This is a genomic window from Flagellimonas olearia (assembly GCF_004150225.1).
Lineage (GTDB): Bacteria > Bacteroidota > Bacteroidia > Flavobacteriales > Flavobacteriaceae > Flagellimonas > Flagellimonas olearia.
The window spans coordinates 131,970-145,444 of record NZ_ML142911.1; the positions used below are offsets into that span (position 1 = coordinate 131,970).

Sequence of the window (13,475 nt, forward strand, 5' to 3'; positions counted from 1 at the left end):
CAATGGGAAATACGGATCCATTCATAGATATTCGGAAAAAATATGAATCCCTAAGGGGCAAGTACTCCGATATAATCGTTTCCTCATTCAGCGAGACCGATTTTAAAAGGTATAATGAGATACTTTTTTCCGCACATAGCTGTGGCATTGAGGGCAATAGCTTTAGCGTCGATGATACAAGGGAGCTAAGGGAAAAGGGCTATGCCCTTAACCTGGTGAACAAAACCCTATTGGAAGCTTTTGAGATCCTGGACCACTTCAAGGCCTATGATTATGTCCTGAAGCACCCCGGAGCGGAACTCGATGAAAGACTTGTGAAGCATCTGCACGTTCTTTTGACCAAGAACACCATTTCCTATAAGGGATATAGGCCCGGTGAATACTCGAAGACCCAGATGGCCGCTGGGGACACTATCTTCAGGGACACCAAAAAGGCCGTGGCCAATATGCCCAAAATGTTGGAAAGTTTCAATAGGGCCATCAAGGAGGACAGGACGCACCCCTTGGAGCTGAGCGCGATTTTCCACCAAATGTTCATTTACTCGCATCCCTTTCCCGATGGCAATGGCAGGCTGGGGCGTTTATTGTCCAATTTCATATTGGGAAGGTTCGGCCACCCCCATATAATCATCTTGAAAGAGGAAAGGCAAAACTATATCGATGCGCTCAAAGCTTCCGATAAGCACAACAATATGTTGCCGATAGTCAACTTTTTTTATGATACCTCCATCAAGAGGATGCAAAAGGAAATAGGTCAAAAAAAAAACCTTTCGAAGAATTTCAACCTTGGTATTGAAAAGGGAGAGAAAAGAAATAGGGGCATTTCTTATTGAAGTAAGGAAAATGAACAGATTTTGCTTGTTAGATTGTCCATGGCATGGGCAATACCGAGGACATCTTGGGACAACATTAAAGACTGGTAACATAGTTCAAAAAGATAGCACATGGACTTAGAGGTATTCGATCAATTCGCGAAAAAAGAAAAGGGAAGGACAATAGGGAAGAACAATACGGCCGTGATCTACACCCGTGTTTCCAGTAAAGAGCAATTTGACAACAATGCCAGCCTGACGACCCAACTCAAATATTGCCAAGAATATGCAATTCGAAAGGAATTGGAAGTATTGGAATATTTCGGGGGAACCTATGAATCGGCCAAGAGCGATGAACGCAGGGAATTCCAAAGGATGCTCAGCTATGTCAAAAGGAGAAAGAACATCGGCTATATCATTGTCTATTCCTATGACAGGTTTTCCAGAACGGGTGCGAACGGTGCCTATATCAGCGAGCAATTGAAAAAGCAGGGAGTGGCCGTTATATCAGCCACCCAGGAAATCGATGTGACCACAAGTGCCGGTACGTTCCAGGAAAATCTGTACCATATATTCTCCCACTTCGATAACCAGATCCGTAGGGACAAATCCATTACGGGAATGCGGGAGAAGCTGCGAAGGGGCCATTGGACGGGTTCTTACCCTTTTGGATACACCAATACGAATCCCGGGAAAGGGAAGATCCCGAATTTTGTGATCTCAGGGGAAGGAAGATTGCTCAAGCAGGCTTTTTTATGGAAGGCAAATTCTAATATGTCCCATGTCGAGATTGCAAAACGACTTAAAGACAAGGGCCTGGACATACATGCAAAAAGATTGACGGACCTTTTTAGAAACCCGTTCTATTGTGGACTTATCGTGAACAGTCTTATTCCCGGCGAAGTGATCGAAGGGAAACACGAGGCCCTTATATCGAAAAAAAACTTTTTAAAGATCCATAATCTGCTCCACTCAGGCGAACCGCCGAAGAAATATTCGTTCGATGACGAAAACCTGCCACTGAAAATGTTTGTCAGATCTTCGGCCTGTGGAACACCCTACACTGGATATATCGTGAAGAAAAAAGGGCTGTACTATTACAAGAACAGGCGCAAGGGCAGCAGGGAGAACAGAAGTGCCAATAAGCTCCATAAAGAGTTTCTGGATGTATTGGGCAGGTTTACAATGGCCGACAAAAAGTATATCGAACCTTTGACCCATATCATACACGACACCTTGATCGATAATAACCAAGAGGCACTTGAAGACCAAAAGCGGTTGACCAAAGAACTCGGCCAACTTAAAGAAAGGATGGACACATTGGAGAGAAGATATGTCGTGCTGAACGAGATCACAAAGTCCCAGTACGACCTTTTCATGCCGGAACTGAAAGCCGAACAAAGGGAGCTGGAGATGAAATTGGAAAATGGGGGAATAAATAGTTCGAACCTCAAAAAGTCCGTAAAATTGGCACTTCAATATGCCTGTAACCTACCTAAATTGTGGAAGTTAGGGGATTTGGAAACAAAAAGAGCCATACAATATATGGTCTTCCCCGACGGGATTGGGTATGACTTCAAAAACAAGCAAGTTCGAACTTTTCGGGTCAATGAAATTTTTGGTGCTATCCGCTCATTTTCAGGTAATTTGAAGGAAATAAAAAACGGGAATTTCCACTCGATGTGTGAAAACTCCCGTTTAGTGACCGCGGGAGGATTCGAACCCCCAACCCTCAGAGCCGAAATCTGATATTCTATCCAGTTGAACTACGCGGCCTTGGTATTTATGAACTTAATTTTGCCTTTACAATATTTGAAATGGTCTTTCCGTCTGCCTGACCGGCCAATTCTTTGGAAACGATGCCCATTACCTTACCCATATCCTGCATTCCTGAAGCTCCAACAGAATCAATGGTCTGTACCACCACTTTTTCTATTTCCTCTTCCGTAAGTTGTTCCGGCAAGAACCTTTCAATAATGGCTACCTGTGCCAATTCGGGTCCGGCCAAATCTTCACGGCCTTGCTCCTGAAAAATGGCAGCACTGTCCTTACGCTGCTTTACCAGCTTTTGAACCAACTTCACTTCCTCTTCCTCGGAAAGCTCGGAACCAGCTCCTTTATCGGTTTTCGCCAACAAAATTGCCGATTTAATGGCTCGCAATGATTCCAGGGCAACAGTGTCCTTGGCCTTCATTGCAGCCTTCATTTCTGTCATCACCTTTTCTTGCAAATCCATTTGAACTTATTTTGGGCTGCGAAGATAAAAAATAAACCCGAAAGTCTATTAACTTCCGGGTTCATGATTTCCATTAAAAATGGATATCGATTTTAAACACTACTAATCAACATTATCGTGCAAAAATGAGTTGTTGGAACGCAATTGCAAATCGTCATTGCTATCCTCACTCAATGTGGTCCTGGATACTTTCTGCTCCTTGGGAACATCGTTCAGGTCCACTCCTTGTCTTTTATAGGCGGGCTGCTTTTCTATTTCATCTATACTGTTCCTATTGTTCTGGAATTTATAGTTGAAGTTTTTAAGCTTTCTTCTTCGCTCATCAGCCCGATCTTTTAAAATATCGCTTATGGAACTGTTAAAGGGATCCATGCTGGCGGTACTCTCCTCTTCCAACTTGGATTCGACCTTTACGGTTTTCTTTTCAAAAACCAACTCGTTTTCCACCAACTTGGGCTCATGGGTCTCCGCTTTGGATGTTGCCCCTGTCAATTTGGTTTCCAACTCCATGTACTCTTCCAAATTGTATCGGGTCTCACCTTGGTTCTTATATTCCAGAACAGGTTTTACCTCTACGTAGTGATTCACATCAATGTCTTTGACATCATCATCCAGATTGAATGTAATGGTATGCTCCTTTTCATCTTCTTCCTCTTCTATGGTATTGTTGAGGGGCATATCAAAACTCAAGGCAAACTGATCTTCGTTATCCTTGTTTTTGGGTGAGACCACTTCAGGATCCACCACTTCTATTTCGTTGATGATATTCTTGGCTTCAATGATGATAAAATCATCATCCACGTTTTCAGGGACTACTTCCTCATAGAATACATTGAAGTTTCGGATATAGCTTGTGGTCGGGATAAGGTCCATCTCTTGAATCTTGGGCTTCACCTCTTCTTCTTCCACCTCCAAAGTGTGCTTTACAATCTCTGGTTCAGGTTCAGGTTGAACAGGTGCCTTTTTAACGGGCACCTCCTGTACGGATGTGGCTTCTGGCCTCAACTCTTGTTGTGCAGTTTGCTCATCTTCCAACGTGTAGAATACCTTTTTGGACTCTGTGTTTACGATATCATCCTGCTGATCCACGTTAAATCCCGTAGCAATAACGGTTACGGCAATGGAATCACCCAAGTTCTCGTCTTCACCAACCCCCATGATGATGTTGGCTCCGTGACCGGCCTCAATCTGGATGTGGTCATTGATTTCCCCAATTTCATCAATAGTGATTTCTTGTGAGCCCGAAACAATGAGCAGCAATACATTTTTGGCCCCGTTGATCTTGTTATCATTCAACAAAGGAGAATCCAATGCTTTCATGATGGCCTCACTTGCCCTTGCAGAGCCTGATGCCGTTGCAGAACCCATAATGGCGGTTCCACTGTTGGAAAGCACTGTCTTGGCATCCCTAAGGTCAATGTTCTGTGTGTAGTGGTGCGTAATTACCTCTGCGATACCCCTTGCCGCAGTGGCCAATACTTCATCCGCTTTGGAGAAGCCGGCCTTAAACCCAAGATTGCCGTACACCTCACGAAGTTTGTTATTGTTGATCACGATCAACGAGTCTACATTGGAGCGCAGTTTTTCAATCCCCAATTGCGCTTGTTTGTTACGCATGGCCCCTTCAAACTGAAAGGGAATGGTAACGATACCCACGGTAAGAATATCCATCTCCTTGGCCAATTTGGCAATGACAGGAGCGGCCCCTGTACCGGTTCCACCTCCCATACCCGCAGTGATAAAGGCCATTTTGGTGGTACGCTCCAGCATACCTTTGATGTCTTCCATGCTTTCCAAGGCGGCCTGTTCCCCAACTTCAGGGTTGGCCCCAGCTCCCAGTCCTTCGGTAAGGGATACCCCCAATTGAATTTTATTGGGAACGGAACTGTTCTGCAAAGCTTGGGAATCGGTATTACAGATTACAAAATCCACTCCGTTGATCCCTGCTTGGAACATGTGGTTGATGGCATTGCTACCTCCTCCACCAACTCCAATTACCTTGATTACGTTGCTTTTGTTCTTGGGCAAATCAAAAGCGATGTTGTCAAATTCAGTGTTCTTACTCATGACAGTTGTGTTTCTTTATGGGGTTATTATTCTGCGTTGTCCAAAAAATCCTTCAACTTTTCGGACCATTTGTCAAAAATGGATTTTCGTTCCTTGTGCGACACCGTATTGGTGCCCGCCATTTGTTCTTGTCCCACCAAGACTTTTTCTTCCTCGTCCATTCCATCCATGTCTGCCTCAACAGGAATTGTCTTGGTTTCCAATGCTTTCATCAACAGTCCAACTGCGGTGGCATACAATGGGCTTGCCACTTCCTCATCGGAATCGCCAGCCAAATGCTCGTTGGGGTATCCAATTCGGGTGTCCATTCCGGTAATGTATTCCACCAATTGTTTCAAATGCTTTAATTGGCTTCCCCCTCCGGTAAGGACGATGCCTGCAATCAGTTTTTTCTTTTGTTCCTCGTGCCCGTAGTTTTTGATCTCCACATATACCTGCTCAATGATTTCCACTACTCGGGCATGGATGATCTTGGAGAGGTTCTTTAGGGTGATTTCTTTGGGTTCACGACCGCGCAATCCGGGAATGGAAACAATTTCATTGTCTTTGTTCTCCCCTGGCCAAGCGGAGCCAAACTTCATTTTAAGCAGTTCGGCTTGTTTTTCTATAATGGAGCATCCTTCCTTGATATCCTCAGTGATAACATTCCCACCAAAAGGAATCACGGAGGTATGGCGAATGATGCCGTCCTTAAAAATGGCAAGGTCGGTGGTTCCGCCCCCTATATCGAGAAGTGCCACACCGGCTTCTTTTTCCTCTTGGCTCAAAACCGCTTCTGCGGATGCCAAGGGTTCCAAGGTAATATTGCCCAGTTCCAATCCTGAGCTTTTGATACATCTTCCAATGTTCTTGATGGAGGAAACCTGCCCTACCACCACATGGAAGTTGGCCTCCAATCGGCCGCCATACATTCCCCTGGGCTCTTTGATTTCGGCCTGACCGTCCACTTTGTACTCCTGTGGCAATACGTGGATGATCTCCTCACCCGGAAGCATGACCAATTTGTACACTTGGTTGCAAAGTTTGTCCAGATCATCATTGTTGATGACTTCTTCGGAATTTGGCCTGGTGATATAATCACTGTGCTGTAGACTGCGGATATGCTGTCCGGCAATACCTGCCACTACAGAACCAATCTTTAGACCAGAGTTGACCTCTGCCTGTTCCACGGCCTGCTGAATGGAGGAAATGGTCTGCGTAATATTGTTGACCACACCTCTATGCACTCCTAAGCTTTTGGCTTTCCCTGAACCCAAAATCTCAATTTTACCATACTCATTTTCCCTTCCAATGATTGCTACGATCTTGGTAGTTCCAATGTCCAAACCAACTGAATAATTACCCTGTGCCATATCTTAAATTTTGGTACAAACCACTTGATTGCTATATTCCAAACTCACTATTGCATAACTCTCCAAGGAATTGTCCTTGGTCGCCTTCACATAAAAGGCCATGAAATTCTTGAACTTCCCGTTGAGATTGTCCACCCCTCCCAAATTCACCACAAAGTTTTCCATTCGGAACCTTAACTGGTACTTTCCTTCTTCTTCAATATGTATCCCGATGACGTTTTTCCGTAGAAAATCGTCCTCGTTGATATAGTTCAATATCTCATAAGCATCTTCAAGGGTCTTACCTGTAATCTCACCTGTGATTATAGGCACCCTTGCCGAATGATGTTTGGAAAGCGGCATGCGCTTCCCTAAATCATCCAAATAAAATTTAGAGATTCCCTCCACTCTTCCAATGGGTTTACGCTGAACAATCTTAGAGATAAGTTCTCCGTTCACAGTAAGATAGACCTGGGCGCTTTTCACCATATCGTTGGACAGAATTACCTCCTCTATGGTATTCAAAACTAACTGTTCTTTAGGCCTATTTTTTACAGGTCCGTAATTTTGTATTAACAATTTATTAACTGCGTCCTCTGTAATATATAAACTATTGTCTCCCAGAAACTTAATGGATATATCACTCACCTCCCTCTTTTTGCTCCGCATATCGGCAAAACCATAAAGGGCAACCAGTGAAATGGACAAGAATGCCAATTTTATGTAATTCCAATTAACTCGCATAGGTCAGTTCTTTTTTGATCTTGGACACTTCCAATCCTATGTCCCCCGCGCCAATGGCGACCAAGACCCCTGTTCTATATTTTTTTATTTCATCAATCAAATCCGATTTGGAAACCAGTCTCTTGTTTGGATTGCTGATTTTCTCCAACAACCAAGTCGAATTTACCCCTGGAACGGGTTCTTCCCGCGCTGGGTAGATTTCCAATAACAAGATCTCATCAAACTTGGATAGGCTCGTGGCAAAATCATCCACAAAATCCTTGGTCCTTGAGAAAAGATGGGGCTGAAATATGGCCGTGACCTTTTCGCCCGGATGCATTTCCCGTATGGCTTGATGTACCGCTTCAATTTCGGTGGGATGGTGTGCGTAATCATCTATAAAGGCAAAATCCTTTTCCTTGATTTGATAGGAGAACCTGCGCTGTACCCCCTTGAAACTTTCCAATGCCTTGGCCAACTGTTGTGGCGAACAGCCTGTTTGTTCCGCCATGGCAAAAGCCACCAATCCGTTGAGCAAATTGTGCCTTCCCGGTTTATTGAACTTCACATCCGAAATTGTTCCGGAAGGGGTGACCAAATCAAATATGTAAGTCCCCTGTTCTGTTTTGATATTTTCTATACAATAGGCCGAGTCATCCTCTATGCCATACGTAATGCCTTCCATGGGCAAGCCGTTACGCACAAAAAGAGTGCCCCCCGGTTTAATCTGCCCTGCAAATGCCCGAAAAGAATCTTCCAATTGCTCCTTGGTCCCATAAATATCCAGATGATCAGCATCCATGGAGGTTATGCAGGCCACATTGGGGAACAATTGCAAAAAGGAACGGTCAAATTCATCGGCCTCCACCACAGAATACTCTGTTCCGTCCAACACAAAATTGCTGTTAAAGTCTTCCGAAACGCCCCCCAAAAATGCCGTGAAGGGCAAGCCGCATTCTCGTAGCAAATGCGCTAAAATGCAAGATGTGGTTGTCTTTCCGTGTGTCCCGGCGACCGCTAGGCAAAAAGTATCCTTGGTAATGATTCCCAACACCTCGGAGCGCTTCTTGATCTCAAAGCCATTGTTTTGGTAAAACTGCAGCTCCGAGTGACTTTTAGGCACCGCAGGGGTATACACCACAAGGGTTCCTTCCTGCTTGAAGTTTTCCGGGATGACCCCCACGTTGTCCTCAAAATGTACGGCAATACCCTTTTCCACCAATCCGTCGGTAATAGGGGTCGATGTACGATCGTATCCGGCTACATCTTTCCCAATAAAATGGAAATACCGAGCCAGGGCGGACATACCTATACCTCCGATTCCGATAAAATAAACGCTATGGATATCCTTTACATTCATTTTTCAAATTTGTCAGTTCGAGCGCAGTCGAGAACAGCAATTACCTCTCGACTCCGCTCGAGGTGACATACTTTATTTATTTGTTCTTTCAATTGCAATCTCACTTCTTCAACAATTTTTCAATTTCATCAACAATATGTTCCGTAGCCTTGGGCATGGCCAATTTCTTAATGTTCGTTCCCAATTTTTGCTGCATTTCTTCCGAATCCAACAGACCCGAGAATGTGTTTTCAAATGTGCCGTCCAGTTCATCTTCCTTGAGCATGATGGCCGCATCCTTTACAGCCAATGCCTTTGCATTTTGGGTTTGATGGTCCTCTGCCACATTGGGCGATGGGATAAAGATCACTGGTTTTCCCACCAAACACAGTTCCGATACCGAACCGGCACCGGCTCTGGAAATTATTATATCGCCTAGGGTATAGGCCAAATCCATCCGATTTACAAAGGCCAACACTTTCACCGTATCCGAATCATATTTTTTATACTCCTCATAGTACAGTTTCCCACATTGCCATAGCACCTGCAATCCTCTTTTTTCAAAGAAACCGAGTTCCTTTTCAATCAATTGGTTGATGCGACGTGCGCCTAAACTGCCTCCCAACACCAAAACCGTTTTTTTCGTGGCGTCCAGCCCAAAAAATGCACTGGCTCCATCTTTGGTTGATTTTAAATCCACCAAATCCATGCGGATGGGATTCCCGGTCTTCACAATCTTATCCTTTGGAAAAAACCGCTCCATACCGTCATAGGCCACACATATTTTTTTGGCCTTCCCTGCCAATAGTTTGTTGGTGATCCCCGCGAAGGAATTCTGCTCTTGCAACACGCAGGGAACGCCATAGCTTTCGGCCATCCGCAACAATGGTCCGCTCGCAAACCCTCCAGTACCAATGGCCACATGGGGTTGAAATTGCTTCACTATTTTGCGCGCTGCCAACAAACTACTTATCAGTTTAAAGGGAAACATGAGATTCTTCAATGTCAGTTTCCGTTGTATTCCACTAATCCACAAGCCTTTAATTTCGTATCCGGCCTGTGGCACTTTTTCCATTTCCATTTTATCCTTGGCGCCCACGAACAAAAATTCCGCATTGGGATGCCTTTTTTTCAGCTCATTGGCTATGGCTATGGCCGGATAAATGTGGCCGCCCGTTCCTCCTCCAGAAAGTATAAACCTATATCTGTCCACTCAATACTTCTAAAGGGTTGGTCTCATCTATATCATAGGATTGCTCCTCTAAGTTCTCTTTCTTGTTGCTTGCACTCAACACTATGCCAATCGCCATACAGGTCATCCAAATGGAGGTACCTCCCATACTGATGAGTGGCAAGGGTTGCCCCGTAACCGGAAACAACTGTACCACTACTGCCATATTGATGAAGGCCTGAAAAACAATGGGCAGTCCAACGCCTATCACCAGTAATTTTGAAAACACGGTCTTGGCCGAATGGGCCACCACCACAATCCTGAACAATAGCAGCAAATAGAAAAACAACAAAGCACCACCACCCAACAATCCATATTCCTCGATAATGATGGCAAAAATGAAATCCGAAGTACTTTGGGACAGCATGTTCTTCATGACACTCTTCCCTGCGCCTTTACCCACAACACCACCTTCTGCAATGGCAATCTGGGCCAAGGTCAATTGGTGCAGGTCGTCTTTATCCGCCTGTTCAGGGTGGATAAAAGTCTCTATCCTGGATTTCCAGGTACCCGCTCGTTGCGGTAACGCTTCGGGGGCCTTGAACAGTACAAAAAGGAACATTCCTGCCAGTACGATTCCCGTGCCTACCATCGCAAACAAATATTTTAGGGGATATCCGCCCAAAAAACACAGCACCAACACCAAAAAACAGATGATGGCCGCGGTTGAAAAGTTTTCGGGCAATATCAACAATACCACCAGAGCGGTGGGTAACCACAAGGGCAGAATACTTTCCTTAAAGGTAATTTGGGTATCCTTGATCTTGGTCAAATACCTCGCAATCCAGATCATAAGGACCACCGATGCCAAGGTCGATGTCTGGAAGTTGACCCCAACAAACGGAATCTTGATCCAGCGATTTGCAGTAACCCCTCCAATCTCTGTCTCCACGGTAAGCGTATAACCCAGCAAAATCAACACAATGGGCAACGCAATTATGGAAAGTCCCTTAAAATAATGGGTTGGTATGCGATGCACTGCATAAATGATCCCAAATCCCAAAAACAAGAGTACGGCATGCTTTACCAAATGACCCAAGGTGGTTCCATCGCCATTTACGTAGACCAGATTGGTACTGGCACTATAGACCGGCAAAAATGAGAAAAGGGCCAACAGGGCCACTACGCCCCAAATGGCTTTATCTCCTTTCAAATTTTTGAACACGGTTTTCACGCTTTATAGATTTTTTACGGTTTCCTTGAATTGATTTCCTCGGTCCTCATAGTTCTCAAACAAGTCGAAACTGGCACAGGCCGGAGACAACAACACGGCATCTCCGCGCTCAGCAATCTTGTAGGCTACCTTTACGGCCTCTTCCATGGAATAGGTCTCCACCATAAGATCAATGACATTGCCAAAAGCCGACTTCAGCTTGGAATTGTCCATTCCCAAGCAGACAATGGCCTTGACTTTTTCCCGAACCAATGGCATCAATTCGGAATAATCGTTGCCTTTGTCCACTCCGCCTACGATCCAAACTATGGGTCGCTTTATGCCATCAAGGGCATAGTAGGTAGCATTCACATTGGTGGCCTTGGAATCATTGATATATTCCACATGGTTGATCTTCAACACCTTCTCCAATCGGTGGGGCACCCCTTGAAACGACTGGATACTCTGACGTATGGTCTCCTTCCTCACTTTCACCAATAGGGCAGCCATGCTGGCGGCCATGGTGTTCTTTACATTGTGTTGCCCTTCCAAGGCCAAAATATCTGTACTCATCTCCAAGGTTTTATGTTCTAATTTTATATGTATCGTTTTGTCTTCCAACCAAGCTCCTTCGTCCACCTTCACTTTTAAGGAAAATGGAACCAATTTGGATCGAACGGGGTTCTTTTTTAGCCAATTCACAATCACTTCATCATCTGCATCATAAATCAGATAATCTTTTTCATCCTGATTCATCGCTATACGAAATTTGGAAGCGATATAATTTTCAAATTGATAATCATATCGGTCCAAATGGTCGGGGGTTATATTGGTGATTACGGCAATGTGGGGTTTAAAGTCCACGATTCCATCCAGTTGAAAACTGCTGATTTCCAACACATACTGATCATAATCCTTTTCCGCCACCATTTTGGCATAGCTATCGCCAATATTTCCGGCCATACCCACGTTCAACCCTCCTTCTTTCAACAGATGGTAGGTCATCATGGTGGTAGTGGTCTTGCCATTGCTTCCCGTAATGCCGATCAATGTCGCATCTGTATAGTTTGAAGCGAATTCAATTTCCGAAATCACCGGAATACCTTTTGCCACCAATTGTTTCACCAAGGGCACCTTGTCCGGAATGCCAGGGCTTTTCATGACCACATCAGCATTCAGGATTTTGGCTTCGGTGTGTTGGCCCGACTCCCATTCAATCTCAAAATGTTCAAGAACTTTTTTATACGTTTCCTTTATTTCGCCTTTATCCGAAACAAAGACTTCAAATCCTTTTTGTTTTCCCAAAATGGCGGTTCCCACGCCACTTTCTCCTCCTCCCAATATCACCAAGCGACCCATTTATCGAATCTTCAAGGTGACAATGGTCACGATGGCGAGCAAAATCCCTATGATCCAAAACCGGGTGACTATTTTGCTCTCGTGATACATTTTTTTCTGATAATGATGGTGCAATGGCGCCATCAAGAATATGCGTTTTCCTTCTCCATATTTCCGCTTCGTATGTTTGAAATATCCTACCTGCAACATGACCGATAGGGATTCGGCAAAGAAGATTCCGCACAAAATGGGAATCAACAGTTCCTTTCTTACGATGATGGCAATTACGGCAATGACCCCACCAATGGTAAGGCTTCCTGTATCTCCCATAAACACTTGGGCCGGATAGGCGTTGTACCATAAAAATCCTACCAAGGCCCCTACGAATGCCGCGATGAACACTACCAACTCCCCTGCCCTTGGCAGATAAAAAATATCCAAGTAATTGGAGAATTGCACATTGCCAGAAACCCAGGCGAAAATCCCCAAGGTCAACACAATGATAGCCGAAGAGCCTGCGGCCAACCCATCTATTCCATCCGTGAGGTTGGCCCCATTGGACACCGCTGTAACAATAAGAATGACCACCGGGATGAAAATTATCCAAGCATATTGTTCCATTCCTTCGCCGGTCCATGCAATCAAATCTGCATAATCCAATTCGTTGTCCTTAAAAAAGGGAACATTGGTACGGACCGCCTTGGTCTCTTCACCAAATACCCTCTCTACCCTAAAATTTTCATTGATTTGGGTGGTATCCTTTTCTTTGATGGTCACTTCGGGATGAAAATAGAGCACAGCGCCAACAATCAATCCCAAAACTACTTGTCCTAAAACCTTGAACCTGCCTTTGAGCCCCTTCTTGTCTTTTTTGAATATTTTGATGTAATCGTCCACAAATCCAATGGTACCCATCCATACCGTGGTAATGATCAAGAGGATGATGTAAATATTTTGCACGTCTGCAAACAACAGAACTGGCAAAAGAGTGGACCAAATAATGATAAGCCCTCCCATGGTAGGGGTTCCTGCTTTTTGTTTTTGTCCTTCCAATCCCAAATCACGTACGGTCTCCCCAATCTGTTTCTTCTGCAGGTATTGGATGATACGTTTTCCGTAGACCATGGCAATCAACAGAGAAAGCAGCACCGACATGGCGGCACGGAAGGTATAGAACTGAAAAAGTCCCGCCCCTGGCAGTTGGTATTGTTTCTCTAAGTATTCGAACAAATAATATAGCATGGG

At 44.6% G+C, this 13,475-nt stretch carries 11 protein-coding genes and 1 tRNA gene; 2 read left to right on the forward strand and 10 right to left on the reverse strand.

Going from position 1 to position 13,475, the window contains the following annotated elements:
* The first annotated feature begins 2 nt into the window (after nucleotides 1–2).
* Both DN53_RS12595 and DN53_RS12600 read left to right on the forward strand, forming a co-directional pair.
* Nucleotides 3–833 (forward strand): Fic family protein, encoded by an 831-nt coding sequence (locus DN53_RS12595; RefSeq protein WP_129654639.1) that lies wholly within the window; start codon nucleotides 3–5, stop codon nucleotides 831–833.
* Nucleotides 834–944: 111 nt separating this feature from the next.
* Entirely contained in the window at nucleotides 945–2,561 is a 1,617-nt protein-coding gene (locus DN53_RS12600; protein ID WP_129654904.1) for a recombinase family protein, read from the forward strand.
* Here the strand turns inward: DN53_RS12600 and DN53_RS12605 are convergent.
* The 10 genes from DN53_RS12605 to mraY all read right to left on the reverse strand — a co-directional run bounded on the left by DN53_RS12605 (nucleotide 2,515) and on the right by mraY (nucleotide 13,472).
* A tRNA-Arg gene (locus tag DN53_RS12605) sits at nucleotides 2,515–2,588 on the reverse strand. The two genes, DN53_RS12600 and DN53_RS12605, sit on opposite strands and share 47 nt — an antisense overlap.
* Nucleotides 2,589–2,595: 7 nt before the next feature.
* Nucleotides 2,596–3,048: a GatB/YqeY domain-containing protein gene (locus DN53_RS12610; RefSeq protein WP_129654640.1), complete on the reverse strand. Its 453-nt coding sequence runs from the start codon at nucleotides 3,046–3,048 to the stop codon at nucleotides 2,596–2,598.
* Between the two features lie 102 nt (nucleotides 3,049–3,150).
* Nucleotides 3,151–5,115 (reverse strand): cell division protein FtsZ, encoded by a 1,965-nt coding sequence (gene ftsZ / locus DN53_RS12615; protein WP_129654641.1) that lies wholly within the window; start codon nucleotides 5,113–5,115, stop codon nucleotides 3,151–3,153.
* A 26-nt stretch (nucleotides 5,116–5,141) separates the two neighbouring features.
* Complete coding sequence (ftsA, locus tag DN53_RS12620; RefSeq protein ID WP_129654642.1) at nucleotides 5,142–6,467, reverse strand: cell division protein FtsA; 1,326 nt, start codon at nucleotides 6,465–6,467, stop codon at nucleotides 5,142–5,144.
* Between the two features lie 3 nt (nucleotides 6,468–6,470).
* Complete coding sequence (locus DN53_RS12625; protein WP_129654643.1) at nucleotides 6,471–7,190, reverse strand: cell division protein FtsQ/DivIB; 720 nt, start codon at nucleotides 7,188–7,190, stop codon at nucleotides 6,471–6,473.
* The gene (murC, locus tag DN53_RS12630) at nucleotides 7,180–8,529 is read right to left on the reverse strand and encodes a UDP-N-acetylmuramate--L-alanine ligase (RefSeq protein WP_129654644.1); all 1,350 of its coding nucleotides are present in this window, start codon (nucleotides 8,527–8,529) and stop codon (nucleotides 7,180–7,182) included. Before murC ends, DN53_RS12625 begins: the two co-directional genes overlap by 11 nt.
* Before the next feature lie 100 nt (nucleotides 8,530–8,629).
* Entirely contained in the window at nucleotides 8,630–9,721 is a 1,092-nt protein-coding gene (gene murG / locus DN53_RS12635) for an undecaprenyldiphospho-muramoylpentapeptide beta-N-acetylglucosaminyltransferase (protein WP_129654645.1), read from the reverse strand.
* On the reverse strand, nucleotides 9,708–10,913 hold the full coding sequence (locus DN53_RS12640; protein ID WP_116217379.1) for an FtsW/RodA/SpoVE family cell cycle protein: 1,206 nt from the start codon (nucleotides 10,911–10,913) through the stop codon (nucleotides 9,708–9,710). The genes murG and DN53_RS12640 overlap by 14 nt, the downstream gene beginning before the upstream one ends.
* Nucleotides 10,914–10,916: 3 nt before the next feature.
* A complete protein-coding gene (murD, locus tag DN53_RS12645) occupies nucleotides 10,917–12,251 on the reverse strand; it encodes a UDP-N-acetylmuramoyl-L-alanine--D-glutamate ligase (protein WP_129654646.1) in 1,335 nt (444 codons plus the stop codon).
* Complete coding sequence (mraY, locus tag DN53_RS12650) at nucleotides 12,252–13,472, reverse strand: phospho-N-acetylmuramoyl-pentapeptide-transferase (RefSeq protein ID WP_116217377.1); 1,221 nt, start codon at nucleotides 13,470–13,472, stop codon at nucleotides 12,252–12,254.
* Between the last annotated feature and the right edge of the window lie 3 nt (nucleotides 13,473–13,475).

Bases quoted from the DNA above. Each gene is read 5' to 3' on its own strand.
- DN53_RS12610 (WP_129654640.1), bottom strand. From the start codon at position 3,048: ATGGATTTGCAAGAAAAGGTGATGACAGAAATGAAGGCTGCAATGAAG.
- DN53_RS12595 (WP_129654639.1), top strand. From the start codon at position 3: ATGGGAAATACGGATCCATTCATAGATATTCGGAAAAAATATGAATCC.
- ftsA (WP_129654642.1), bottom strand. From the start codon at position 6,467: ATGGCACAGGGTAATTATTCAGTTGGTTTGGACATTGGAACTACCAAG.
- murC (WP_129654644.1), bottom strand. From the start codon at position 8,529: ATGAATGTAAAGGATATCCATAGCGTTTATTTTATCGGAATCGGAGGT.
- DN53_RS12625 (WP_129654643.1), bottom strand. From the start codon at position 7,190: ATGCGAGTTAATTGGAATTACATAAAATTGGCATTCTTGTCCATTTCA.
- murD (WP_129654646.1), bottom strand. From the start codon at position 12,251: ATGGGTCGCTTGGTGATATTGGGAGGAGGAGAAAGTGGCGTGGGAACC.
- DN53_RS12600 (WP_129654904.1), top strand. From the start codon at position 945: ATGGACTTAGAGGTATTCGATCAATTCGCGAAAAAAGAAAAGGGAAGG.
- ftsZ (WP_129654641.1), bottom strand. From the start codon at position 5,115: ATGAGTAAGAACACTGAATTTGACAACATCGCTTTTGATTTGCCCAAG.
- mraY (WP_116217377.1), bottom strand. From the start codon at position 13,472: ATGCTATATTATTTGTTCGAATACTTAGAGAAACAATACCAACTGCCA.